Source organism: Marivivens sp. LCG002 (assembly GCF_030264275.1).
Lineage (GTDB): Bacteria > Pseudomonadota > Alphaproteobacteria > Rhodobacterales > Rhodobacteraceae > Marivivens.
Genome location: NZ_CP127165.1, coordinates 2,538,459 through 2,561,465, shown reverse-complemented (window position 1 = coordinate 2,561,465; position 23,007 = coordinate 2,538,459). Strand labels below are relative to the sequence as shown.

Sequence of the window (23,007 nt, the reverse complement as noted above, 5' to 3'; positions counted from 1 at the left end):
TTCCATCGGTTTGGTCATAGGTTATGCGTCTTGAAGGAGAGAGTTCGATGCGGATTGCGGAAGAGGTGACTTTCGGGGGAAGCGGCTATGACCGCGCGGCACAGCTTCGGCCCGAGGCCGAATCGCTTTGGCAGCGACCCGATGCGCGCGCGATGATCCTTTGGCGGGGCAAACCGCTTGTGACGGATGCCGAAGTGCGTGCGCTCTTCTTTGTCGAGGTCGGTCACCCCGTAATGGATCTTGCGGGCGAGCCGATTTTCCTCGGGCTTCCTGATGGCGTGCCGACTTTTGCCGTCGATCTGAGCGGCTGGAACCCTTCGGAGATCGAGCTTCATTCGGGGTTTCTCGATCCAACAGAGCAGAGCCACCCGCTTATTGGGGAGGGAGCGGTATTTGCCGAGCTGCGTGCCGTCATGACCCATCTTTCGCCGCAGGATGCGGAATTGGCCAGCACAGCGCGTGCCGTTCTTGGGTGGCATGACAGCCACAAGTTCTGTTCGAAATGCGGTCACGAAAGCAAAATGGCCGTGGGCGGTTGGCAGCGCAATTGCCCATCCTGCGGTGCGCCGCATTTCCCGCGCACCGATCCCGTTGCGATCATGCTGGTAACGCATGGGAACTCGGTTCTTCTCGGGCGCTCTCCTGCTTGGCCCGAGCGGATGTATTCCTGTCTTGCCGGCTTTGTCGAACCCGGCGAGACGATCGAGGCGGCCGTGCGCCGCGAGGTTTTCGAGGAGGCGGGGATCAGATGCGCCCGCGTCACCTATCTTGCCAGCCAGCCTTGGGCCTTTCCGATGAACCTCATGTTCGGGTGCCATGCAGAGGCCAGTTCGACCGAAATCACGGTTGATCCTGCCGAGTTGGAAGATGCGCGCTGGGTCACGAAAGAAGAGCTTGCTCTGGCCTTTGCGGGCGAGCATCCCGACATCTCGCCCGCGCGAAAAGGGTCGATTGCGCATTTCATGCTCTTCAATTGGCTTGCGGACAGACTAGATTGAGGTGATCTTGATCAAAAATGACCGTAGGGTCAGCCAAAGACGGACGGACGTATGAAATTCAGCACCAAAGAGGACATCGAAGCGAGCATGGAGTTCGTTTTCGATCGTTGTTCGGACTATAAAGCTTTCGAGCGGGCCGCCATGCGGCGTGGCGTTGATGTGGTGCGCACATCCGGCGAGGGACCGATTGCCAAAGGGTCGATCTGGGAGGTCGAGTTCGAATTCCGCGGGAAATCTCGCAAGGCCGCAATTCAGATCACCCACGCTGATAACCCCAATTCAATCAACGTTTATTTCGAATCCGGCGGGATCGAAGGAGACTGCGAGATCGAGCTAGTTGCTTTGTCCCCCAATCGCACGCGGATGGGGGTCGAGTTCGAGCTCAAGCCGCGCACACTTGCTGCGCGATTGATGCTCCAGTCGATGAAACTTGCACGTCAGAACCTCATCAAGCGGTTCAAGACGCGGGTTGCCGACTTTGCCGAGGATATCGAAGAAAAGGCGATGGGCCGCGCATAGGCGGCCCCCCAAACCTAGCGTTCGTGGCGGCGCGGGGCCGATGGGAAGACGCCCATAAGCTTTACTTCGCTGGTGAAGTAATCAAGCTCTTCGAGCGCCAGAGCGACATTGCGGTCGTCTGGATGGCCTTCGATCTCGGCATAGAATTGGGTCGCGTTGAAGTCGCCGTCGACCATATAGCTTTCGAGCTTGGTCATGTTGACGCCGTTCGTCGCGAAACCGCCCATCGCTTTGTAGAGCGCGGCGGGAATGTTGCGCACGCGGAAGATAAAGCTCGTCATCATGCCGAATTTGCCGCGACGTTTCAGGTCGAGATCGCGCGACATGATCAGAAAGCGCGTGGTGTTGCGGTCGTGGTCCTCGATATGGCGGGCCAGAACCTTGAGACCGTAAATCTCGGCGGCTAGCTCGCTGGCGAGCGCGGCATGCGACGGATCATTGCGCTCGGCCACTTCGCGGGCGGCGCGGGCGTTGTCGCTGCTGACGACGCCGCGGATGCTGTGTTCGCGCAAAAAGCCCGCGCATTGCGGGAGAATCACCGGATGGCCATGGGCCGTAGTGACATCTTCGACACGGGCGTCTTTGGTGCCCAAGAGATTGACGTGAACACGCACAAAAGCCTCGTCCACGATATGCAGGCCGCTCTTGGGAAGAAGCGAATGCACGTCCGCCACACGTCCATAGGTCGAGTTTTCGACTGCCACCATGCCAAGCTCGGCGTCGCCACGACGCACCGCATCCATGGTCTCTTCAAAGGTATCGCAGGGCAGGGGCTCGTGCTTGGGACGGGTCTCTACACATGCCTGATGGCCATAGGCGCCAAGCTCTCCTTGGAATGCGATACGAGCAGTCATTTCGTTTTTCCTGTTCATAAACTTGTAAAATGGGCAATAAGTCGCGGTAAGACTGCTTGCAAGACCTAGCAGTAAGCGGATACATAGCCGCAAAATTGCGAACGGAATGGAACGCGACATGTTCGACACTATGACGATGACCAAAATTCTCGGCGGCTTTTGTGGCGCTCTGCTGGTCTTTCTTCTTGGCGGCTGGGCTGCCGAATCCATTTATTTCGGCGGCGGTGCCCACGGTGAAGACCACGCCCAAGGCTATGCCATCGAAGTTGAGGGCGGTTCCGGTGGCGATGCTGCCGCAGAAGCAGGCCCCTCGTTTGAAGAAGTTTTCGCTTCGGCCGATGCTGCCGAAGGTGAAAAGGTGTTCAGAAAGTGTGCTTCGTGCCACTCGCTCGAAAACGGCGACAACCGCACTGGTCCGCACCTGTTTGGTGTTGTGAACCGCGCTGTCGATTCGGTTGACGGTTACGCCTATTCCGGCGCTCTCGAAGCTGTGGCCCAGGTTTGGGACCCCGAGCACCTCAACGGTTTCCTCGAAGCCCCCAAGAAATACGCTCCCGGCACCGCCATGGGCTTCTCGGGTCTTCCCAAGGTTGAAGATCGCGCGAACCTGATTGCCTATCTTGCGACCATCGGCGGCTAAGCCGACACCCTAATTCCAACAAAGGCCGTCCTTCGGGGCGGCCTTTTGTTTTGGGCGATCACGCAAACTCAACTTGCAAGTCCTTTGGGGCAGCCTAAGCTATACCCAAAGCAATTTGTTTGCATGGAGGAAGCACATGATCCCGAAAACGCATTCAACCCCGCGTCACGCCGCCAAAGCCGCAGTGATGCCGAATTGGGCGCTCATGGGGGGTGTGATCTTTCTGGGGGCTGTGGCCTTTGCGGGACAGGTTTTGGCGGAAAGCCATGAAGAGGTCATCGTCGCGCACGGCATTTCGACCTATGGCAGCCTCAAGTATCCCGCCGATTTCAAGCACCTCGACTATGTGAACCCCGATGCCCCCAAGGGCGGCGAGATGTCGATCTGGATGATGGGCACCTTTGACACGATGAACCCCTATGCGACCCAAGAGGGAACGCCGGGCGCTCTGGCGAGTATCGCTGTCGAGCGGTTGTTCGCGGGAACCGCAGATGAAGTGGGGTCGTCCTATTGCTATTTGTGCACCACCATCGAGTATCCCGAAAGCAAGGATTGGGTGATCTTCAATCTGCGGGACGATGTGACCTTTTCCGACGGCGTTCCGATGACGGCCGAGGACATCGTCTTTAGCCATAACCTCTTGATCGAACAGGGCACGCGTTCTTTTGCAACGGCGGTGGCGCAGTTGATCGTAAACGTCGAAGCTCTCGACGAGTATCGCGTGAAATTCACCTTTGCCGATGACATTCCACGTTCGGGGTTGATCGAGCAGGCGGGGGCAACCCCTGCTTTCCCCAAGCATTGGTATGAGGAAACTGGCGCCCGTCTGGACGAGGCGCGTTTCGAAGTCGCTCCGGGCACGGGGCCCTATATGCTCGACGCTTACAAGATCAACGAAGAGATTACCTATAAGCGCAATCCGAACTTCTGGGGTGCGGATCATCCGATCAACGTGGGTCAGAACAACTTCGACAGCTTCCGCGTCGAGTATTTCGCCGACACCACTGCCGCCTTCGAAGGGTTCAAGGCGGGGGCCTTTGCATTCCGTCAGGAAAATTCGTCGCTGAACTGGGCGACGGCTTATGATTTCCCCGCGCTCGAAAAAGGCTGGGTCAAGAAAGAAACCATTGCGAACGGTAATTTGCCCGGCGCTTACGGGTTCCTCTTCAATCTTCAAAACCCCAAGTTCGAGGATATCCGCGTCCGTCAGGCGATCGGCCTGATGTATAATTTCACTTGGACGAACGATAACCTCCAGTATGGGCTTTTCGATCAGCGTGAAAGTTTCTGGCAGAACTCGGATATGCAGGCCAAGGGCAAGCCCGAGGGCCTCGAGCTCGAGTATCTCGAGCGTGTGAAGGACCTGATTGATCCTGCGATCCTCACCGAAGAGGTGACGATGCCACATACATCGGGCGAGCGTCAGCTCGACCGTGGCAACCTGCGCAAGGCTCTTGCCTTGATGGAAGAGGCGGGCTGGACGGCAGGGGCCGACGGGATGCTGGTCAACGACAAGGGCGAGACGTTCAAGCTCGAATTCCTTGGCTACTCGCCGACCTTTGACCGGATCATGCTGCCCTATATCGAGAACCTCAAAGCCCTCGGGATCGATGCGGTCTGGAACCGTATCGACACTGCGCAATATACCGAACGCACCAACAACGGTGATTTCGATATGATCTATGACGGTTACCGCAACGGGCTTGAAGAGGGCGAGGGGCTTGGCCAGCGCTATGGCACCTCGGGCGTGGGCGATGTGTTCAACCCTGCGCGTTATTCATCGCCTGCGGCGGATGCTCTTATCGAGATCGTGAAAGAGGCGACCACGCGCGAGGAAATGGCTGCAGGCGTACGGGCGCTTGACCGCGTGATGCGCAAAGAGCTCTTCGTCGTTCCGGCTTGGTATCTCGCCAATTACTGGGTCGCTTATTACGATATGTACGAGCACCCCGAAGAACTTCCGCCTTATGATATGGGCTATATGTCGTTCTGGTGGTATAACGCCGAAAAAGGCGAGGCTCTGCGACAAGCAGGCGCCTTCCAATAAGGCAGCAGCAGGCGGCTCATGGGCGCATATATTTTCCGAAGACTTCTTCTCGTGATCCCGACTTTGTTCGGGATCATGGTTATCAACTTTGCCCTGACCCAGTTCATGCCAGGCGGCCCGATCGAACAGATCATCGCCGAAATGGAAGGCAACGGGGACGTGTTCCAGTCCATTTCGGGCGGGCACGCGGATGTCGATATCCAATCAACCGAGATCGAGCTTCAGGGCACCTATCGAGGCGCAACGGGGCTCGACCCCGCCTTTATAGCCGAATTGGAAAAGAAGTTCGGGTTCGACAAGCCGCCGCTCGAGCGTTTCGTCGATATGATGTGGAATTACATCCAGTTCGATTTCGGCGAGAGCTGGTTCCGCAAAATCACCGTTGTCGATCTTGTTCTGGAAAAGATGCCTGTGTCGATCACGCTGGGTCTTTGGTCGACGCTGATCGCCTATATCGTTTCGATCCCTCTGGGCATCCGCAAGGCCGTCACGGACGGGTCGTCCTTCGACACTTGGACCAGTGGCGTCATCATCGTCGCCTATGCGATCCCGGGGTTCCTTTTTGCAATCCTGCTTATCGTGCTTTTTGCTTCGAACAACTGTTTCGAGTTGCCGTTCCTCAAGGATTGGTTTCCAGGCTTGCGCGAGTATAACCCGACCTGTCACAAGCTTTTCCCGCTGCGCGGTCTGACGAGCGATAATTGGGATCAGCTTTCGCTTTTCGGTAAGATCAAAGACTATCTGTGGCACATCACCTTGCCGGTCGTGGCCTCGACCATTTCCGCCTTTGCCACTTTGACGATGCTGACCAAGAACAGCTTTCTGGACGAGATCAAGAAGCAGTATGTCATGACTGCCCGCGCCAAGGGCCTCTCCGAACGCAAGGTGCTTTACGGTCACGTGTTCCGCAATGCGATGCTGATTGTGATTTCGGGCTTTCCTGCGCTGTTCATCTCGGTGTTCTTCGGCGGCTCGCTCATTATCGAAACGCTCTTCAGCCTCGATGGACTTGGGCGGCTGGGGTATGAGGCGACGCTCCAGCGCGATTATCCTGTGGTCTTCGGCACGCTTTTCGCCTTTTCGCTGATGGGGCTTGTCGTCGGGATCATCACCGACATCACATATATCTTTATCGATCCGCGGATCGACTTTGAAAGCAGGGGGTAAGCAATGCGTTTGTCCCCACTCAACCAGCGCCGCTTGCGGAATTTCCGCAACAACCGCCGTGCCTATTGGTCGCTGATCATCATGGCGGTGCTTTTCGGGCTCAGCCTCTTTGCCGAGTTCATTGCGAACGACAAGCCGATCCTTGTGAAGTATCGCGACGAATACCGCATGCCTGTTTTCAGCTTCTATTCCGAGCGGGACTATAACGGCGATTTCCCGACCGAGGCGATCTATAGCTCGCCCGAGGTGAAGTGCCTTATCGTGACGGGCGGGATCGAGCGCTGTTTCGATGAACCCGAGGAATTGATCGAAGCGGTCGCGAACGGCGAGACGCTGGACGATGATGGGTTTCAGGCAGGATGGATGATCTGGCCTGTGATCCCCTACTCCTATGACACCATCGTTGATGTCAAAGGCGTGGCCCCCGCACCGCCGAGCGCCACCAATTGGCTTGGCACGGATGACACCAAGCGGGACGTTGTGGCACGGGTGATCTATGGCTTCCGTCTGTCGATCTTTTTTGCGCTGATCGTGGTGTCGATCTCGTCGGTGATCGGGATCGTTGCAGGGGCGGTCCAAGGATATTTCGGCGGTCTGGTCGATCTCTTGTTCCAGCGGGCCATCGAGATTTTTTCGCGCACGCCGTCGCTCTATATCATGATCATTCTGACCGCGATCTTGGGGAAAAGCTTCTGGCTCTTGGTGTTCCTCACGGTGCTCTTCGGCTGGCCTGCGCTTGTCGATGTGGTGCGGGCGGAATTCCTCAGGGCGCGCAACTTCGAATATGTCCGCGCGGCGCGTGCATTGGGGGTGAGTGACCGCGTGATCATGTTCCGCCATGTGCTTCCCAATGCGACGGTGGCGACGGTGACAATGCTTCCCTTCCTTGTGACGGGTGCGATTGCGACGCTCGCCAGTCTCGATTTCCTTGGTTTCGGTTTGCCGTCCTCGGCGCCCTCGCTCGGGGATCTGACGCTTCAGGCCAAGAGAAACCTTCAGGCGCCGTGGCTCGGGATCACCGCCTTTATGACCTTTGCGACGATGCTGTCGCTGCTCGTGTTCATCTTTGAAGGTGTGCGCGATGCCTTTGATCCACGAAAGACCTTCTCATGAGCAGACTGCTGGATGTCCGAGACCTATCGGTGGCGTTCCGTCAGGATGGCCGAGACATAAACGCCGTCAAAGGCGTAAGCTTTCACGTGGACAAGGGCGAGACGGTGGCTTTGGTCGGGGAAAGCGGCTCGGGCAAGTCGGTAACGGCTCTTTCTACCGTGTCTCTTCTTGGGGATAACGCCACTGTGCGCGGCTCGATCACCTATAACGGGGCGGAAATGGTGGGCGCGTCGCCCAAGGAACTTCGCCGCGTGCGGGGCAATGATATCAGCTTTATCTTCCAAGAGCCGATGACCTCGCTCAATCCGCTCCATACGATCGAAAAGCAGCTTCGCGAGTCGCTCGAGCTTCATCAGGGTCTGACGGGAGCAGAGGCGCGGGCGAAGATCATCTCGCTGCTTGATCGTGTCGGTATCCGCGATGCGGAAGGGCGGCTCGGGGCGTTTCCGCACCAGCTTTCGGGCGGTCAGCGCCAGCGCGTGATGATTGCCATGGCGCTTGCCAACGGGCCTGATCTTCTGGTGGCGGACGAACCGACGACCGCTCTTGATGTCACGATCCAAGCACAGATTCTGGATCTTTTGGAGGATCTTAAGCGGGATGAAGGTATGGCGATGCTCTTCATCACCCATGATCTTACCATCGTGCGCAAGATTGCGGATCGGGTCTGTGTGATGAAAGACGGCGAGATCGTGGAGCAGGGTCCGACCGCCGAGATTTTTGCAAACCCGCAGCACCCCTATACCAAGATGCTGCTTGCGGCCGAGGCGGGGGGCGCGCCTGCACCTGCTCGGGCGGATGCGGCACCTGTGCTCAGCACCGATAAACTCCGGATCTGGTTTCCGATCCAGCGCGGGCTTCTGAAACGGACCGTCGGCCATATCCAGGCGGTGAACGAAGCGACCCTGACCGTCAACGCGGGCGAAACCCTCGGGATCGTCGGGGAGAGCGGCTCGGGTAAGACGACACTTGCGATGGCGATTGCGCGGCTCATTCGGTCGGAGGGCGGGATCGAATTCCTCGGCACACCGATCGACAAGCTGTCCCAGCGCGAGATGCGCCCGCTTCGAAGTGATATGCAGATCGTTTTCCAAGACCCCTATGGCTCGCTTTCGCCGCGTATGCCTGTCGTCGATATCATCGCCGAAGGATTGGGGGTGCATGGCGTCGAACAGGGGCGGGATACACGCGAGATGGTTGCCGATATCATGCGCGAAGTCGGACTTAACCCCGAGATGATGGATCGCTATCCACACGAGTTTTCGGGCGGTCAGCGTCAGCGGATCGCCATCGCTCGGGCGATGATCCTACGGCCCAAGCTCTTGATCCTCGACGAGCCGACGTCGGCTCTGGATATGACCGTGCAGGTCCAGATCGTGGATCTTTTGCGCGATCTTCAGTCGAAATACGGGTTGGCCTATCTCTTTATCTCGCATGACCTCAAGGTCGTGCGTGCCCTGTCCCACAAGGTCATGGTGATGCAAGCAGGTGATGTGGTCGAGGCAGGTGACGCCAAAGCAATCTTTGACGCCCCGCAGACCGATTATACGCGCGCGTTGATGGCGGCAGCCTTTGAGGGACGTTCGGTCGCTTAGCCGTCCTGACCGATCATAAAGCAGCTTGATCCGCGGGCCTGGATTCGGCGGCACGCGAGATCAGCGGTTTCCCGCGTCAGACCCATGAAGTTGGCGTCATATCCGCGGGGGCTTTGCACCACGCGGCGGAGTGAGCCGTCAAGTGTCGACATTTCGTTGAGAGCAACCTTGAGAAGAACGCGCTCTGCCTCGTAGCGAGAGGCAAAACGACCGACGTTGATCCCCCAATTGTGCCCGCCGCTTGTCGAAACGCGGGTAACAACGAGAGGCTCGGTCGGGGTCTCCGCGAGTGCGAGGGTCTCTTCTGTTTCGGTCGGGGTTTCCGCTTCGGTGGTCGCCATAGCGAGAACGATCTCTTCGGGGCGCGCTTTGGGCGTTGCGCTCGGGGCTACGGGCACGGGCTCTTCGGCGGCCTCGGCGCTTGCGATCACGTCGATCAGGGCTTCTTCGACCGACGGAGCCGATGCGGCGACAATCGCGGCGGCCACTGCGCCTGCGATGGCATCGGTCTCTGCGATAGCAAGAGCAGGGGCTTCGTTTGTCGGACGGGTGTTGGGGCGAAGGCTGGTTTGGACAAGCCCGCTCACACGGATGGTTTTGCCTGCACCCTGAGGCGCGCCGCCTTCGGTGGAACCGACCACGACCGCTTGGCCGACTTGGGGCTCTACGGGGGCGGGTTTGCGCACGGGCGCGTTGGATGTGGCTTGGGCAAAGCCCATGTTGAGCAACTCGGCCATTTTGGCATTGCGGTTTGCAGTGGACGTGCCGCCGAAGACCGTGCCGATGATGCGGACGTTGCCGCGTTGGGCCGAAGCGACGAGGTTGTATCCCGCCGCATTGGTAAAGCCTGTTTTGATACCGTCCGCGCCTTCGTAGGCGTCAAGGAAACGACGGTTGGTGTTATAGACGACCCGCATGCCCGCATCGGCTTCGCGACGCGAGAAAAGGTTATAATACTGCGGGAAATCATAGATCAGGTGGCGGCCCAGAACGGTCATATCCCGCGCGGTCGACAGGTGGCCGTTGGCGGTCAGCCCGTTTGCGTTGCGAAAACTCGTGCTGCGCATCCCCATCGCCGCGGCGGTCCGGTTCATTCTGTCTGCAAAGGCCGCTTCGGAGCCCGAAATGCCGATCCCGATGGCGGTTGCTGCGTCATTCGCGGATTTGATGGCGGCTGCGCGGATCAGATAGCGGAGCTTCATCTTTTGACCCGTCCGCAGGCCGAGTTTGGACGGAGGCTCGCTTGCGGCATCGCTGGTGATCGTGAATTCGGTGTCGAGGCTGACTTCACCGCGTTCAATCGCCTGAAAAGCGATGTAGAGCGTCATCATCTTGGTGAGTGAGGCGGGGTGCAGCGGCGTATCCGCGTTCTGGGCGTGGATCACCTCGCCGGTGCGGGCGTCCATGACCATGGCCGCGAAAGGCGCTGCAAAGACGCTGCTTGTGGTAAGCAGGGTCACACATAACCATACAAATACGAATACCCCTGAACGGGCACCCTGTTCAATACGACCCATCGTGTCGTTACCTTTGCTCTGCCTCGTGCGCCCGATTCAAGTCTGGCGCGAATTGTTAGGAAGCAAGGTAGCATGAAGGGCGCATTGCGAAAACACCTGAAATCAAACGATTTTTACATCTGTTGCGCGAGTGACGCGGCAACATCTTGGTGTTTTGTCCCAAGCGGCCCCTAGATCAAGCAATGTGTCAACAATGTGGCGGAGAATTACGATAGGCGCTCTATCAATTCGGGTAGCTCGCCCATGCTAACGAGTCGGTGAAACCGGTGGTGGTTCTCGGGTTCGGCGGCCTGTTCGAGTGCCCAAGTGAGATCATGGGGGATGTATGTCGCCCAAACACCTGCTTCCAAAGCGGGGAGAATGTCGGATTTGAGCGAATTGCCGATCATCATCGCGCGGGCGGTATCATGCTTTGCAAAGATCCGCTGATACACCTCTGCGGTTTTCTCGCTGACGATCTGGATATCGTCGAAATAGTCGCCCAGACCGCTTTGGGCGACTTTGCGCTCCTGATCCATCAGATCGCCTTTGGTGATGATGATAAGATCAGCTTGTCCGTGAAACTGTTTGATGACCTCCTCGACGCCGGGGAGGAGATCAATCGGATGAACGAGCATGTCCTTGCCCATCGTCAGCAATTCATGGATGACATCCGCGCTCACCCGCTGTTCCGAAACTTCGACGGCGGTTTCGATCATCGAGAGCACGAAGCCTTTGATGCCATAACCATAGCGCGCCACATTGCGGCGCTCGGCGGCGATGAGACGCTGTTCGAGATGCTCAGGCGCGCAAAAGGGGGCCATCAGGGTTTCGAAATGGGCTTGGGTGCCGCGGAAAAACGTCTCGTTCTGCCACAGTGTGTCGTCGGCATCGAAGGCCAAAGTCCAACGTTTTGTCATATACGAAGCCTCAATAAATCTGTGGTCTTTTCTTGTGGGTACTCTGCGATATATATAACCGCTCAGAGAGTGTAACCAAAGACACCGCAAGGACCTATGGCGAACTGGTATAATATGGCTGATCAAGAAGGCGGCGACGATAATGAAATCGGCGTTAAACTTGCTGTGCGCCCAAAGACCAAGCGCCCGCCGCTGTATAAAGTGCTTATTCTCAATGACGACTATACCCCGATGGAGTTCGTCGTTCAGGTGCTTGAGCGGTTCTTCCAGATGAACCATGCGCAGGCGTTCGAACTCATGCTGACCGTCCACAAAAAGGGCGTCGCCGTCGTCGGTGTCTTTACCTACGAGATTGCCGAGACCAAAGTCGCGATGGTCATGGATTTTGCCCAGCGTCACCAGCATCCCCTTCAATGCACGATGGAGAAAGAGTGACCCTCTGAGGTTGCCGAATTCATGTCTAAATCAAGATTGAGCACCGCCCTCGACCAAGGGCTATTGGCGTTTCCCGAAACATCGGTTCGGGTTATGCGACCCGAGCCCGACTATGACCTGTCTTCGGTTCAAAAAGATCGTGTTACGATCTCGCATAGCTTCGAACCCGACTTGACCCAATGGGCTGCGGCGGGCTTCACGCTCTCCGACACGCCCTGCGACGTGACGATCGTCGTTCTGCCCAAGTCCAAGGCGCTGGGCCGCGCGATGATCGCCGAGGCGACGGCGACCTCCGGTCTTGTGGTCGTGGACGGTAATAAATCCGAAGGTGTCGATTCCTATTTCAAGGACGTGCGGGCCAAACTTGGCGACCTTCCGAATGTTGCCAAGGCGCATGGTCGCTTGTTCTGGTTCGACGGGAAATCCGATGTCTTTGCAGACTGGGCCGTCGGTGCGCCGACCAAGGGGGCGCATGGATATTACACGACAGCGGGCGTGTTCTCTGATGGCGAGATCGACAAAGGGTCGCTTTGCCTTGTCGAGGCGCTCCCCGAAAAGCTTTCGGGACGTGTTGCGGATTTCGGCGCGGGCTGGGGCTATCTGTCGGCCAAGGTGCTCGAACGCGAGGGTGTAAAGGCCCTCGACCTGATCGAAGCAGAGAAACTTTCGCTTGACTGTGCGCGATTGAATATCACGGATGAACGGGCGTCCTTCCACTGGGACGATGCCACAACCTTCAAAGCCAAAGACCCTTATCAGGTCATTGTGATGAACCCGCCGTTCCACAAAGGTCGCGCTGCCGAGCCTGCGCTTGGACAACAGTTTATCGCCTCTGCCGCGCGCAACCTGTCGACCTCGGGGCATTTGTGGATGGTGGCAAACCGTCATCTTCCCTATGAGGCGGCTCTAAGAGAGAGTTTCAAGAACGTTGAGGAAGTGCGCGGCACATCCGCGTTTAAGGTCTTTCACGCTTCCCGTCCGAAGCAGTAAGCTTCTGCTCACCAATAACGGAGACAGCCATGTCTTTTTCCATTGCAGGCAAAACAGCAATCGTCACCGGCGCCGCCAACGGCGTAGGCTTGGCCATCGGACGCCAATTTGTCGAAGCGGGCGCGAATGTGATGTTCGCGGATATGGACGAAGCCGCGCTCGAGCGCGAGGTCGGCCCCGAGGCCAAAGAAGAGAATGCGCCGATCCGTATTTTTTCTGGGGACCTTCGAAAGAAGCTCAACGTCGCGAACCTTATCTCTGCCACAGTGGACGCATTCGAACGGATCGACATTCTGGTGAACGCAACCCGTCAAGTGGCGCTTACCGATCCTCTTGATGCCGACGACAATACGGTCATGGACCTTCTGGAGCAGAATATGCTCACCTCGCTGCGACTGTCCCAAGCCATTGCGCGGCGCATGATCAAGCAGGGCGAAGGTCAGGACGAGGGAAGTCTCGGGACGATCATCAACCTGTCCTCCATCGCAGCGCGCCGCACGCACCCCGAACTTTTGGCCTATTCCGTTTCGGCTGCGGCGCTCGACCAGATGACGCGTTCGCTTGCGGTTGCCCTCGCGCCCAAGCGCATTCGGGTGAACGGCGTTGCCTTCGGCAGTGTGATGAGCGCTTCACTCAAGGCCAAACTCAAGGACAACGACGAATTCCGCAAGGATATCATCGCGCATACGCCGCTTCAGCGGATTGCGAACGCCAACGAGGTTTGCGACGCGGTCCAGTATCTAGCGTCCGATGCCGCCAGTTTCGTGACGGGCCAGATCATGACGGTGGACGGCGGGCGCACTCTGCTCGATCCCGTCGGGTGCGCCGCGCACTAAGCTTTATTCGGGGTAGACGGCGACGCACTGCTGGATCGCGGCGTTCACCTGACTTTCGAGACCCTTTTGGCGCTGGATCATCGAGTTCAGCTTGGACTGTTCGGCATTGAGATCGATGGCGACAGGTTCGCGGCGTTCGATCGTTTCGACGTCGTCACAGGGATAGGTGGACACGGTCCCGTCCTGATTTTTCAGCTCGCAAAAGGCCTTGGTCGTGATCACTTCCTGCTTGGTTTCATATTTGAAGCCCCGCGCGATGTTGCCTTGGGTTTCGGCAATGAGGGCGTTGAGCGTACGAAGGTCCGCACTTGCTTGCGAGATGCAGGCCTCGCGCGGGGTCGCACAGGCTGCGGCAAGGAGAGGCAGGACAAATAGGATGCGGCGCATTATGGTCTCCTGAAATGGCTTTTGGCCCGCCGTGGCGGTTGACTTCAATCAATGCTAGGAGCGGGTGTTATTCAATATCAAAGATCTGGAAGTGACCATGACAGAGGCAATGATCGACGAAAAGAACCGCGCATCGGCATGGTTCCGTGAGCTCAGGGATCAAATCGTAGCCGCGTTCGAGGGGTTGGAGGATTCGCTCGAGGATGGGCCGACCGCCCAGATGCCGGCGGGACGGTTCGAAGTGACCGAGACCAAACGCGCCTCCGAGGATGGAACCGATGCGGGCGGCGGTCTGATGTCCGTGATGCGTGGCGGCCGTGTGTTCGAGAAGGTCGGGGTCAACGTCTCGACCGTCTATGGCACGCTCGGCCCCGCGGCACAAAAAGCGATGGCGGCGCGCGGTGTGCCGGGGATCGAGAAAGACCCGCGGTTCTGGGCTTCGGGGATCAGTCTTGTTGCCCATATGCAGAATCCGCACTGTCCTGCGGTCCATATGAACACCCGCATGTTCTGGACCCCGAATGCCTGGTGGTTCGGGGGTGGTTCCGATCTTAATCCTTGCATCGAATATGACGAGGATACCGCGCATTTCCATCAGGTGCAGAAAAACCACCTCGACCCGCATGGCGCGGATTTCTATCCGCGTCTCAAGGAATGGGCGGACGAGTATTTCTATGTGCCTCATCGCGGCCGCGCGCGCGGCGTGGGAGGTGTCTTTATGGACGATCACAATTCGGGCGATTGGGAAAAGGATTTCACACTGACCCAGGATATCGGCCGCGCGTTTCTTCCTGCCTATGTGCCGCTCGTCGAGAAGCGCCGCAAACAGGCGTGGTCGGATGCAGACAAAGACACTCAACTGATCCATCGCGGGCTCTATGCCGAATATAACCTCGTGTATGACCGTGGCACCAAATTCGGTCTGGCCACCGGACATGATGCGAATGCGGTTCTGATGAGCCTTCCGCCTCTGGCGAAATGGGTCTGAGCGATCCCTGAAAAGCGAAAAGCGCGTCCTTTCGGGCGCGCTTTTCTTTTGGGACCTTCAAGACGTCTCGTCAGATCATTGAGGAGGAAGGCGGAACATAACCAGCAGATAAGACGCATTCCCAATAAAGGGACAACGCAGCTGGGCGGGTTTGGTTCCGACTTATTTTCCGTTTCTGATCGTATCGATCATGAGCTGCACGTTTTCGGGGTTGGCATCGGGGGTGATCCCGTGACCGAGGTTGAAAATATGCGGACCCTTTGAGAAGGCATCGACGACACGGCGGGTTTCCTGAACCAGCGTTTCGCCGCCTGTGACCATGTGGCTGCTGGCGAGGTTGCCCTGAACGCAGCCACCCGTTTGAACATGGGCGGCGGCCCACTCGGGCGTGACGCCATCATCGAGCGCGATACAGTCCGCACCGATTGCAGCGTGGAGGCCCGCATAACGCTCGCCTGCGCCGCGCGGGAATGCGATCACGGGAACATCGGGGTGAATGTCCTTGAGCGCTTTGGTGATGCGGGCGGCGGGTTTAACGGCAAAGTCGATAAAGTCCTGACCTTCAAGGCTTCCTGCCCAGCTGTCGAAGATTTTGACGACTTCGGCGCCGGCTTTGATCTGCTCCGAAAGGTAGAGGATCGTGCTTTCGGTCAGAAGGTCGATGATCCCTTGGAACGTTGCACGGTCGGCGGCTTTGAGCGCGTGCGCAGGGCCTTGGTCGGGGGTGCCTTGGCCTGCGATCATATAGGTCGCAACCGTCCAAGGCGCACCGGCAAAGCCGATCAGCGTCGTTTCGGAAGGCAGTTCGCGCGAGAGGATGCGCACGGTTTCATAGACAGGCGCAAGGTGCTCGTGGATCGCATCCGCCGGCTTGAGCGCTCTGAGACCCTCGGGCGTGGTTGTGGTCGAAAGACGCGGGCCTTCGCCTGTCACGAACCACAGGTCAGCGCCGAGTGCCTGCGGGAGAAGAAGGATGTCCGCAAAGAGGATTGCCGCATCAAAGCCATATCGGCGGATCGGTTGGAGCGTGACCTCTGCGGCAAGATCCGAGTTATAGCACAGCGAAAGGAAGTCGCCCGCCTCGGCGCGGGTGGCGCGGTATTCGGGAAGATAGCGTCCAGCCTGACGCATCATCCAGATCGGAGGGGTCGGAAGGGTTTCACCGGCAAGCGCGCGGAGGATGGTTTTCGTCTGGGCCATGATTGCTCCTTGTTCTGGAGAGGGTCGTCCCAAGTGCAGCGCCGCTTGTCAAGCATTCCTCAACGAGCCGAGGGCGCGGCGAATATTCGCGGGGGTCTTGCTGGTTGATGAAAACCCTTTCCTTTGGCTGAATTTGCGCACTAGAAAGCGCTCATGACACTCATTCTGCCCACTCCCGCCGAACCGCTGAAAATCGGAACCCGTGGCTCGCCACTTGCGCTTGCGCAGGCGAATGAAACGCGTGACCGCTTGGCTGCTGCTTTTGACCTGCCGCATGAGGCCTTTACGATTGTGGTGATCAAGACCACGGGCGACCGCGTTCTGGATCGTCCGCTCAAGGAAATCGGCGGCAAGGGGCTTTTCACGCGCGAGATCGAAGAAGCGATGCTTTGCGGTGATATCGATATTGCGGTGCATTCCATGAAGGACATGCCCGTGCTTCAGCCCGAGGGGCTTTTGCTCGACACCTATCTTCCGCGCGAAGATGTGCGCGATGCCTTTGTGGCGCTCGACGGGTCCAAACTTGCCGATTTGCGCGAGGGCGCGACGGTCGGCACCTCGAGCCTACGCCGCAAAGCACAGCTTTTGAATCGTCGTCCCGACCTTCAGATTGTCGAGTTCCGTGGCAACGTTCAAACGCGTCTGAAAAAGCTGAACGACGGTGTGGCCGAAGCGACCTTCCTTGCCATGGCGGGTCTCAACCGTTTGGGCATGTCGGATGTGCCGCGCACGGCGATCGAAGTGGACGAGATGCTTCCTGCGGTCGCTCAAGGTGCCATCGGGATCGAGCGGCGCGCCGATGATAGCCGCTGTGCCGAGATGCTCGCGGCAATCCATCACCACGAGACGGGCCTTCGTCTTGCGGCAGAACGGGCGTTCCTTGCTGCACTCGACGGGTCGTGCGAGACGCCGATTGGCGGCTTGGCCGAGCTGGATGGTGGGACGATTCGTCTGCGCGGCGAGATTTTGCGAACCGATGGCTCCGAGTCCGTGGCCGACGATGCAACCGCCGCCATCGAGGACGGTGCAGCGCTGGGCCGCGAGATGGCCGCCAAGCTTCTGGAGCTGTCGGGACCCAACTTTTTCTAAGGGATTGAAGGGGCCGAAAAACATTTGCCGTGGAATGTGTTTTTTGCCCTTGACGCCGTCCGCGTGGCTTCGTATTTCGCCCGCACTTCGGCGGTGTAGCTCAGTTGGTTAGAGCAGAGGAATCATAATCCTTGTGTCCGGGGTTCGAGTCCCTGCACCGCCACCATCACTCCTCGTAGTGTTGCGCAAAGCCCTCTCTTCAGAGGGCTTTTTGCGTTGCGGCGCGATACCAGCGAATGAGGGCCGCGCGGTGCTCGGCTTCTACCATCGTGATATTTGCGGGCGGCATGGCGTGGGTGATCCCCGCCTGCACATAGATCGCTTGGGCGTTGCGCGCGATGTCGGAGGGCGTCTCGAGCAGGACACCCTTGGGGGCGCGGTGGATTCCGTCCCAGACAGGTTCGCGCGCGTGGCACATGGAGCAGCGGCCCAGCACGATGTCTTGGGCATCCTCGAAGCCCTCGGCGCTTGCGAAAAGCTGTTCATAGGCGGTGAGGGGGCGCTCCATCGCGGTGTCGTAGCCCTCGAACGCAGGGCGGGTCGAAAGCCACGCGATGATCACAAAGATCACGGCCGTGATAAGCCACGTCCACGTCGGGTTTCCTTTGCCTGCGTGACGGGTGTTGAAGTAGTGGCGGATGGTCACGCCCATCAGGAATACGAGCGAGGCGATGATCCAGCTGTATTCGGTCGCAAAAGCGAGAGGATAGTGGTTCGAGAGCATCAGGAAGACGACAGGCAGCGTGAGATAGTTGTTGTGGGTCGAACGCAGCTTGGCGATCTTGCCGTATTTCGCATCGGGAACACGTCCCGCCTTGAGGTCGCCGACCACGATCCTCTGGTTCGGCATGATGATGAAGAACACGTTTGCCGTCATGATCGTTGCGGTAAAGGCACCGAGATGCAGAAGCGCCGCACGACCCGTGAAAATCTGGTTGTAGCCATAGGACATGGCCACGAGCATTCCGAAGAGCAGCACCATCAGGAGTGTGGGGCGCTCCCCGAGCGGTGATTTGCAGAGCGCGTCATAGACCAGCCAGCCGATGGTCAGTGATCCCGCCGAGATCGCGATCCCTTGCCAGACGGCAAGATCGGCCTTGGTCGCGTCGATGAGATAAAGCTCGGCCCCTGCCCAATAGACCACCATGAGGAGTGCGGCACCGCTCAGCCAAGTGGTGTAGCTTTCCCATTTGAACCATGTGAGGTGCTCGGGCATGCGCTCGGGCGCCACGAGGAATTTGCGGATGTGATAGAAGCCGCCGCCGTGGACCTGCCATTCTTCGCCATGCGCGCCAGGGGGGAGGTCCGGCGCTTTGCGAAGCCCGAGATCAAGCGCGATAAAGTAAAACGAAGAGCCGATCCAAGCCATTGCCGTGATGACATGAAGCCACCGCACCGCAAAGCCGATCCATTCCCAAAGGATTATTGCGTCTGTCATTTTTGTCTCCCGCGTTAGTCCTGCCCAGACTATTCAGATCGGTATTTATTCGGTATTCCTTGAAATTACCAAACTGTATCAAAAAATGCCGAACGATGTCTTATCTTGAGAATATCCGAACTTTTGTCCGCGTCTACGAACTCGGGAGCATGTCTGCCGCAGGGCGCGATCTTCGGATTTCGCCTGCAGTCACGTCTTCGCGGATTTCGCAGCTTGAAAGTCATCTGGGGGTGCGACTGTTTCAGCGCACGACGCGGAACCTTACCCCGACCGAGCAGGGGCGTGCGTTTTACCGTGGGGCGAAGTCGGTTCTCGAGGCGGTTGAAGACGCCGAGGCCGAAGTCGTCGAGATGACCGATAACCTTAGGGGCACGCTCTATGTGGCGGCCCCGCTTGGCGTGGGGCGACGGCTTCTTGCGCCCTATGTTGCTGAATTCATAGAATCCTACCCAGAGGTATGTATAAGGCTCCGTCTTTCGGATCGGCGCGTGGATCTCACGACCGAGGGGCTTGATCTCGCGTTTTTCCTTGGTCAGCCCGAGGACAGCAATCTGCGCATCCGCAATATTTCCGATTGCCGGCGGGTTCTATGTGCCGCGCCCTCGTATATCGAAAGACGCGGGATGCCAGAGGACGGAACCGCTCTTGTCGAGGAAAGACACGAGTGTCTGAACCTCCGGTTTCCCGGTGCGCCAGAGTTCCAGTGGAAACTCGAGACGCCAGAGGGACCGCAGAGGTTCCGCGTCTCGGGTCGATTAGAGAGTGACGACGGCGATGTGCTGACAGATTGGGCCCTCGCGGGGCGGGGCATCGTGCTCAAGCCTGTTTTCGAAGTGGCGCAGCATCTTGTTTCGGGGGCGCTTGTTCCCGTTGCGACCAAGACGCCTCCTGTCCCGATCCAGATGGCCTGTCTTTTTACCCATCGACGGTTTCAGGACCCCAAGACGCGATTGTTCCTCGAGTTCATGGCGGTCAAGATTGCCGAACAGGTGCGCTCGGCCGAAAAACAGGCTCAGCTGCCGCGATAGGTCGAGTAGCCAAAGGGCGAAAGGAGGAGCGGAACGTGGTAATGCGCCGCTTCGGACATTCCGAAACGGATCGGCACGATATCGAGGAAGCGCGGGCTTTCGGGTGGCGTGCCCGAAGCGTCGAGATAGGCGCCAGCATGAAAAACAAGCTCGTATTCCCCGATTTCGAACTCTGACGCGGGAAGGATTTGTTCGTCCGTGCGTCCATCGTCATTGGTGACGAGCGTTTTGAGCAGATGGCGCCCGTTTCCAGACAGCCTAAAAAGTTCGATTTTCAGCCCCTTTGCAGGGCAACCGCGCGCCGTATCGAGAACGTGGGTAGTCAGAAAGCCGCTCATATTGGTCACTCCGCTTTTTCTCAATCAATGTCGTAACATATAGTGCCCCGTAAAGAGGAACTGCTTTGACACAGTTGTCTGGATTTTTTGAAAAACATCGGAATTGATCTGGAATATCATCGGATCAACAGGAGATACACAATTGCAGCGCTATCTACGTGACCTTCGGGGCTATGGCCCCACTCCCCCCGATGCGAAATGGCCGAATGGAGCGAAAATCGCGCTCCAGATCGTGCTGAACTATGAAGAAGGCGGCGAAAACTGCATTCTTCATGGTGATGCGGCGTCCGAGGCGTTTCTTTCGGAAATCGTCGGCGCGGCCCAATGGCCGAACCAGCGACATTGGAACATGGAGTCGATCTATGAATACGGTGCGCGTTCCGGCTTTTGGCGTCTTTATCGGTTGCTCAAAGATCTTCCCATTACGGTCTATGGTGTTGCCACCGCTCTTGCCCGCTCTCCCGAGCAGGTTGCGGCGATGAAAGAGGCGGGCTGGGAGATCGCCAGCCATGGTCTCAAATGGGTCGAGCACAAGGATATGCCCGAAGAGGTCGAGCGCGCGGCCATTGCAGAGGCCGTGCGGCTCCACACCGAAGTCGTCGGCGAGCGTCCCAAGGGATGGTATACGGGCCGCTGTTCGGACAACACGGTAAGGCTCGTCGCGGAAGAGGGTGGTTTTGCCTATGTCTCCGATACCTATGCCGACGATCTTCCCTATTACATGACGTTCGACGGGCGTGATCAGTTGATCCTTCCCTATACGCTCGACACGAACGACATGCGCTTTGCCACGCCGCAGGGGTTCAATTCGGGCGACCAGTTCTTCTCTTATCTTTGCGACGCGTTCGACGAGCTCTACGAAGAAGGCGTGGAAGGCTCCCCCAAGATGCTCAACATCGGGCTTCATTGCCGGCTTGTCGGGCGTCCGGGGCGGGTGGCCGCGCTTCGCCGGTTTATCGACTATGCCAAGACTAAGGAGGGTGTCTGGTTCGCGACCCGCGAGCAGATCGCCGAGCATTGGGTTCGCACCCATCCGCCCGTGCCGCAACTTCGTCCTTCGCAGATGGACCGCGACACCTTTGTTAAAACCTTTGGCGCGATATTCGAGCATTCCGCATGGATTGCAGAGCGGGCTTTCGACCTCGAGCTTGGCCCTGCGCATGACTGCGTCGAAGGCATCCATAATGCTCTTGCCCGTATGTTCAGGAGTGCTTCTGCAACGGAACGGCTCGGCGTGTTGACGGCGCACCCCGATTTGGCAGGCAAGCTGGCACAGGCCAAGCGCCTTACGCCTGAATCCACCTCTGAACAGGCGTCGGCGGGGCTCGATATGCTTACCGATGAGGAGCGTGAGGCCTTTACGTCGATGAATGCGGCCTATGTCGAGAAATTCGGCTTCCCGTTTATTATCGCGGTACGTGACAACACCAAGGCCAGCATCCGCACGGCCTTCGAGAACCGCTTGAACAACACGCGTGACGAGGAATTCGTCGAAGCCTGCCGTCAGGTCGAGCGCATCGCCTATCATCGTCTCAAGGATCTCTTCAAATGAGCAGCACGATCAAGGCCGTTCCCTTGACCGCAGACGCGTTTGCGCCCTTCGGTGACGTGCTCGAGGTGACGGGCGCGCCGACCAAGATCATCAATCAGGGGCTATGCGGCCGCTATCACGATCTGGCCAAACTCGATTTTTCGGATGGACGCGCGGGGATCAGTCTCTTTGATGCCGAGCCGCGCGATATCCCGCTTGCGCTTGATATGATGGAGCGGCACCCCGAGGGCAGTCAGGCATTTTTGCCGATGACCGAGCATCCCTTTCTGGTGATCGTTGCGGAGGACGCAGGCGGAAGACCCGCCGAGCCCAAGGCGTTTCTTGCTTTGTCGGGGCAGGGTGTAAACTATCACCGCAATACATGGCACGGGGTTCTGACGCCGCTGCATGCTCCGGGTCGGTTTGCGGTCGTGGACCGGATCGGCGAGGGTGCGAACCTTGAGGAGTTTTGGTTCGACACCCCCTATTCGATCACAGTTTAAGCGGCATGTGCCGATTGACGTCCTTGTAAAGAAGGTAGCGGAAGCGGCCCGGTCCACCTGCATAACAGGCTTGGGGGCAGAAGGCGCGCAGCCACATGTAATCGCCTGCCTCAACCTCGACCCAATCCTGGTTGAGCCGATAAACCGCTTTGCCTTCGAGCACGTAGAGCCCGTGCTCCATCACATGGGTTTCGGCAAAGGGGATCACGGCACCCGGTTCAAAGGTGACGATGTTGACGTGCATATCGTGGCGCAGGTCATCGGGTGAGGCAAAGCGCTGTGTCGCCCATTTCCCGTCTGTTCCCGGCATCGTGCTGAGCGGAACATCGTCTTCGTGGGTCACAAAGGCATTCGGGTGGTCGATCCCTTCGACCGCGACATAGGCCTTGCGGACCCAATGGAATTTGGCGTTTGCGCCGCTGGTGTTGGACACAGCCCAATCAGACCCCATCGGGATATAAGCATAGCTGCCTTCGCGCATGGGGTGCTTTTTGCCGTTCAGCGTCAGATCAAAGGCGCCTTCGACCACAAAGAGCACAGCTTGGGCTGTCGGGTCGGTCTCGGGGCGTGTGCTCCCTCCACCATCGGCGACTTCCATGATGTAGTGGGAAAACGTCTCGGCAAAGCCGCTGAGCGGGCGTGCGATCACCCAAAGGCGCGTCTTGTCCCAAAAAGGCAAAAAGCTCGTGACGATGTCGCGCATCGTGTCTTTGGGGATAACGGCATAGGCTTCGGTAAAGACCGCCCGACCTGTGAGAAGCTCGGTCTGAGGGGGGTGCCCACCGCTTGGGGCATAGTAACGCTTGTTGTTCATTGCGAACCTCGAAGTCTCGGTATCGTTTGAATATCGTGCTGTTTTCACTCCACCCCAAGCGCATTCAGGCGAAAGGTTCTT

23 protein-coding genes and 1 tRNA gene are annotated in these 23,007 nt (G+C 58.1%); 16 read left to right on the top strand and 8 right to left on the bottom strand.

Features of this window, described 5'->3' with window-relative positions:
- Positions 1–47 precede the first annotated feature (47 nt).
- Positions 48–998 carry an NAD(+) diphosphatase gene (gene nudC, locus QQG91_RS12650; RefSeq protein ID WP_285770585.1) on the top strand — a complete coding sequence of 317 codons (951 nt, stop codon included), beginning with the start codon at positions 48–50 and terminating at the stop codon, positions 996–998.
- Positions 999–1,049: 51 nt separating this feature from the next.
- The gene (locus tag QQG91_RS12645) at positions 1,050–1,517 is read left to right on the top strand and encodes an SRPBCC family protein (protein ID WP_285770584.1); all 468 of its coding nucleotides are present in this window, start codon (positions 1,050–1,052) and stop codon (positions 1,515–1,517) included.
- A 14-nt stretch (positions 1,518–1,531) separates the two neighbouring features.
- Here the strand turns inward: QQG91_RS12645 and QQG91_RS12640 are convergent, their stop codons facing one another.
- Positions 1,532–2,371: a prephenate dehydratase gene (locus QQG91_RS12640; RefSeq protein WP_285770583.1), complete on the bottom strand. Its 840-nt coding sequence runs from the start codon at positions 2,369–2,371 to the stop codon at positions 1,532–1,534.
- 106 nt (positions 2,372–2,477) lie between these two features.
- On the opposite strand from QQG91_RS12640, the gene QQG91_RS12635 reads away from it, so the two are divergent.
- From QQG91_RS12635 to QQG91_RS12615, 5 genes are all read left to right on the top strand, one after another.
- A complete protein-coding gene (locus tag QQG91_RS12635; protein WP_285770582.1) occupies positions 2,478–3,011 on the top strand; it encodes a c-type cytochrome in 534 nt (177 codons plus the stop codon).
- A 136-nt stretch (positions 3,012–3,147) separates the two neighbouring features.
- On the top strand, positions 3,148–5,058 hold the full coding sequence (locus QQG91_RS12630) for an extracellular solute-binding protein (protein ID WP_285770581.1): 1,911 nt from the start codon (positions 3,148–3,150) through the stop codon (positions 5,056–5,058).
- 18 nt (positions 5,059–5,076) lie between these two features.
- Positions 5,077–6,225: a microcin C ABC transporter permease YejB gene (locus QQG91_RS12625; protein ID WP_285770580.1), complete on the top strand. Its 1,149-nt coding sequence runs from the start codon at positions 5,077–5,079 to the stop codon at positions 6,223–6,225.
- A 3-nt stretch (positions 6,226–6,228) separates the two neighbouring features.
- The gene (locus tag QQG91_RS12620) at positions 6,229–7,338 is read left to right on the top strand and encodes an ABC transporter permease (protein WP_285770579.1); all 1,110 of its coding nucleotides are present in this window, start codon (positions 6,229–6,231) and stop codon (positions 7,336–7,338) included.
- On the top strand, positions 7,335–8,933 hold the full coding sequence (locus QQG91_RS12615) for an ABC transporter ATP-binding protein (protein ID WP_285770578.1): 1,599 nt from the start codon (positions 7,335–7,337) through the stop codon (positions 8,931–8,933). The genes QQG91_RS12620 and QQG91_RS12615 overlap by 4 nt, the downstream gene beginning before the upstream one ends.
- Here the strand turns inward: QQG91_RS12615 and QQG91_RS12610 are convergent.
- Together QQG91_RS12610 and QQG91_RS12605 are read right to left on the bottom strand one after the other, a co-directional pair.
- Positions 8,930–10,450: a D-alanyl-D-alanine carboxypeptidase family protein gene (locus QQG91_RS12610; RefSeq protein WP_502881574.1), complete on the bottom strand. Its 1,521-nt coding sequence runs from the start codon at positions 10,448–10,450 to the stop codon at positions 8,930–8,932. The two genes, QQG91_RS12615 and QQG91_RS12610, sit on opposite strands and share 4 nt — an antisense overlap.
- A 206-nt stretch (positions 10,451–10,656) precedes the next feature.
- Positions 10,657–11,349 carry an HAD family hydrolase gene (locus tag QQG91_RS12605; RefSeq protein ID WP_285770577.1) on the bottom strand — a complete coding sequence of 231 codons (693 nt, stop codon included), beginning with the start codon at positions 11,347–11,349 and terminating at the stop codon, positions 10,657–10,659.
- A gap of 114 nt (positions 11,350–11,463) precedes the next feature.
- Here QQG91_RS12605 and clpS point away from each other — a divergent pair, with 114 nt between their 5' ends.
- From clpS to QQG91_RS12590, 3 genes are read left to right on the top strand one after another with little or no spacing between them, the layout of a single operon-like run.
- The gene (gene clpS, locus QQG91_RS12600; protein WP_285770576.1) at positions 11,464–11,784 is read left to right on the top strand and encodes an ATP-dependent Clp protease adapter ClpS; all 321 of its coding nucleotides are present in this window, start codon (positions 11,464–11,466) and stop codon (positions 11,782–11,784) included.
- A gap of 36 nt (positions 11,785–11,820) precedes the next feature.
- Positions 11,821–12,774, top strand: a complete 954-nt coding sequence (locus QQG91_RS12595; RefSeq protein WP_352232103.1) for a class I SAM-dependent methyltransferase — start codon at positions 11,821–11,823, stop codon at positions 12,772–12,774.
- Positions 12,775–12,803: 29 nt separating this feature from the next.
- Positions 12,804–13,610, top strand: a complete 807-nt coding sequence (locus QQG91_RS12590; RefSeq protein ID WP_285770574.1) for an SDR family NAD(P)-dependent oxidoreductase — start codon at positions 12,804–12,806, stop codon at positions 13,608–13,610.
- A 3-nt stretch (positions 13,611–13,613) separates the two neighbouring features.
- Here the strand turns inward: QQG91_RS12590 and QQG91_RS12585 are convergent, their stop codons facing one another.
- Positions 13,614–13,997: a hypothetical protein gene (locus tag QQG91_RS12585; RefSeq protein WP_285770573.1), complete on the bottom strand. Its 384-nt coding sequence runs from the start codon at positions 13,995–13,997 to the stop codon at positions 13,614–13,616.
- A gap of 97 nt (positions 13,998–14,094) precedes the next feature.
- Here QQG91_RS12585 and hemF point away from each other — a divergent pair, with 97 nt between their 5' ends.
- Positions 14,095–14,985: an oxygen-dependent coproporphyrinogen oxidase gene (hemF, locus tag QQG91_RS12580; RefSeq protein WP_285770572.1), complete on the top strand. Its 891-nt coding sequence runs from the start codon at positions 14,095–14,097 to the stop codon at positions 14,983–14,985.
- 162 nt (positions 14,986–15,147) lie between these two features.
- Here the strand turns inward: hemF and hemE are convergent, their stop codons facing one another.
- The gene (gene hemE / locus QQG91_RS12575; RefSeq protein WP_285770571.1) at positions 15,148–16,185 is read right to left on the bottom strand and encodes a uroporphyrinogen decarboxylase; all 1,038 of its coding nucleotides are present in this window, start codon (positions 16,183–16,185) and stop codon (positions 15,148–15,150) included.
- A gap of 153 nt (positions 16,186–16,338) precedes the next feature.
- Here hemE and hemC point away from each other — a divergent pair, with 153 nt between their 5' ends.
- Positions 16,339–17,274, top strand: coding sequence for a hydroxymethylbilane synthase (gene hemC, locus QQG91_RS12570; RefSeq protein WP_285770570.1), 936 nt, complete (start codon positions 16,339–16,341; stop codon positions 17,272–17,274).
- A gap of 89 nt (positions 17,275–17,363) precedes the next feature.
- Positions 17,364–17,440 (top strand) — tRNA-Met (locus QQG91_RS12565).
- 33 nt (positions 17,441–17,473) lie between these two features.
- On the opposite strand, the gene QQG91_RS12560 is transcribed toward QQG91_RS12565, so the two are convergent.
- Positions 17,474–18,712 (bottom strand): urate hydroxylase PuuD, encoded by a 1,239-nt coding sequence (locus QQG91_RS12560; protein ID WP_285770569.1) that lies wholly within the window; start codon positions 18,710–18,712, stop codon positions 17,474–17,476.
- Positions 18,713–18,807: 95 nt separating this feature from the next.
- On the opposite strand from QQG91_RS12560, the gene QQG91_RS12555 reads away from it, so the two are divergent.
- Positions 18,808–19,740: a LysR family transcriptional regulator gene (locus QQG91_RS12555; RefSeq protein ID WP_285770568.1), complete on the top strand. Its 933-nt coding sequence runs from the start codon at positions 18,808–18,810 to the stop codon at positions 19,738–19,740.
- Here the strand turns inward: QQG91_RS12555 and uraH are convergent.
- A complete protein-coding gene (uraH, locus tag QQG91_RS12550) occupies positions 19,725–20,078 on the bottom strand; it encodes a hydroxyisourate hydrolase (RefSeq protein ID WP_285770567.1) in 354 nt (117 codons plus the stop codon). The genes QQG91_RS12555 and uraH overlap by 16 nt on opposite strands.
- A gap of 142 nt (positions 20,079–20,220) precedes the next feature.
- On the opposite strand from uraH, the gene puuE reads away from it, so the two are divergent.
- Entirely contained in the window at positions 20,221–21,630 is a 1,410-nt protein-coding gene (gene puuE / locus QQG91_RS12545) for an allantoinase PuuE (RefSeq protein WP_285770566.1), read from the top strand.
- Positions 21,627–22,112 (top strand): ureidoglycolate lyase, encoded by a 486-nt coding sequence (locus tag QQG91_RS12540; RefSeq protein ID WP_285770565.1) that lies wholly within the window; start codon positions 21,627–21,629, stop codon positions 22,110–22,112. The genes puuE and QQG91_RS12540 overlap by 4 nt, the downstream gene beginning before the upstream one ends.
- On the opposite strand, the gene QQG91_RS12535 is transcribed toward QQG91_RS12540, so the two are convergent.
- Positions 22,102–22,926 (bottom strand): bifunctional allantoicase/(S)-ureidoglycine aminohydrolase, encoded by an 825-nt coding sequence (locus QQG91_RS12535; protein ID WP_285770564.1) that lies wholly within the window; start codon positions 22,924–22,926, stop codon positions 22,102–22,104. The genes QQG91_RS12540 and QQG91_RS12535 overlap by 11 nt on opposite strands.
- Positions 22,927–23,007 lie beyond the last annotated feature (81 nt).

What these genes read in the sequence shown, in the direction of transcription:
- QQG91_RS12625 (WP_285770580.1), top strand. Translation starts at nt 5,077, where the DNA reads ATGGGCGCATATATTTTCCGAAGACTTCTTCTCGTGATCCCGACTTTG.
- QQG91_RS12645 (WP_285770584.1), top strand. Translation starts at nt 1,050, where the DNA reads ATGAAATTCAGCACCAAAGAGGACATCGAAGCGAGCATGGAGTTCGTT.
- QQG91_RS12590 (WP_285770574.1), top strand. Translation starts at nt 12,804, where the DNA reads ATGTCTTTTTCCATTGCAGGCAAAACAGCAATCGTCACCGGCGCCGCC.
- nudC (WP_285770585.1), top strand. Translation starts at nt 48, where the DNA reads ATGCGGATTGCGGAAGAGGTGACTTTCGGGGGAAGCGGCTATGACCGC.
- hemF (WP_285770572.1), top strand. Translation starts at nt 14,095, where the DNA reads ATGACAGAGGCAATGATCGACGAAAAGAACCGCGCATCGGCATGGTTC.
- QQG91_RS12605 (WP_285770577.1), bottom strand. Translation starts at nt 11,349, where the DNA reads ATGACAAAACGTTGGACTTTGGCCTTCGATGCCGACGACACACTGTGG.
- hemC (WP_285770570.1), top strand. Translation starts at nt 16,339, where the DNA reads ATGACACTCATTCTGCCCACTCCCGCCGAACCGCTGAAAATCGGAACC.
- QQG91_RS12640 (WP_285770583.1), bottom strand. Translation starts at nt 2,371, where the DNA reads ATGACTGCTCGTATCGCATTCCAAGGAGAGCTTGGCGCCTATGGCCAT.
- QQG91_RS12615 (WP_285770578.1), top strand. Translation starts at nt 7,335, where the DNA reads ATGAGCAGACTGCTGGATGTCCGAGACCTATCGGTGGCGTTCCGTCAG.
- QQG91_RS12630 (WP_285770581.1), top strand. Translation starts at nt 3,148, where the DNA reads ATGATCCCGAAAACGCATTCAACCCCGCGTCACGCCGCCAAAGCCGCA.
- uraH (WP_285770567.1), bottom strand. Translation starts at nt 20,078, where the DNA reads ATGAGCGGCTTTCTGACTACCCACGTTCTCGATACGGCGCGCGGTTGC.
- QQG91_RS12585 (WP_285770573.1), bottom strand. Translation starts at nt 13,997, where the DNA reads ATGCGCCGCATCCTATTTGTCCTGCCTCTCCTTGCCGCAGCCTGTGCG.
- QQG91_RS12635 (WP_285770582.1), top strand. Translation starts at nt 2,478, where the DNA reads ATGGAACGCGACATGTTCGACACTATGACGATGACCAAAATTCTCGGC.
- clpS (WP_285770576.1), top strand. Translation starts at nt 11,464, where the DNA reads ATGGCTGATCAAGAAGGCGGCGACGATAATGAAATCGGCGTTAAACTT.
- QQG91_RS12540 (WP_285770565.1), top strand. Translation starts at nt 21,627, where the DNA reads ATGAGCAGCACGATCAAGGCCGTTCCCTTGACCGCAGACGCGTTTGCG.
- QQG91_RS12555 (WP_285770568.1), top strand. Translation starts at nt 18,808, where the DNA reads ATGTCTTATCTTGAGAATATCCGAACTTTTGTCCGCGTCTACGAACTC.
- QQG91_RS12560 (WP_285770569.1), bottom strand. Translation starts at nt 18,712, where the DNA reads ATGACAGACGCAATAATCCTTTGGGAATGGATCGGCTTTGCGGTGCGG.
- QQG91_RS12535 (WP_285770564.1), bottom strand. Translation starts at nt 22,926, where the DNA reads ATGAACAACAAGCGTTACTATGCCCCAAGCGGTGGGCACCCCCCTCAG.
- QQG91_RS12610 (WP_502881574.1), bottom strand. Translation starts at nt 10,450, where the DNA reads ATGGGTCGTATTGAACAGGGTGCCCGTTCAGGGGTATTCGTATTTGTA.
- QQG91_RS12620 (WP_285770579.1), top strand. Translation starts at nt 6,229, where the DNA reads ATGCGTTTGTCCCCACTCAACCAGCGCCGCTTGCGGAATTTCCGCAAC.
- hemE (WP_285770571.1), bottom strand. Translation starts at nt 16,185, where the DNA reads ATGGCCCAGACGAAAACCATCCTCCGCGCGCTTGCCGGTGAAACCCTT.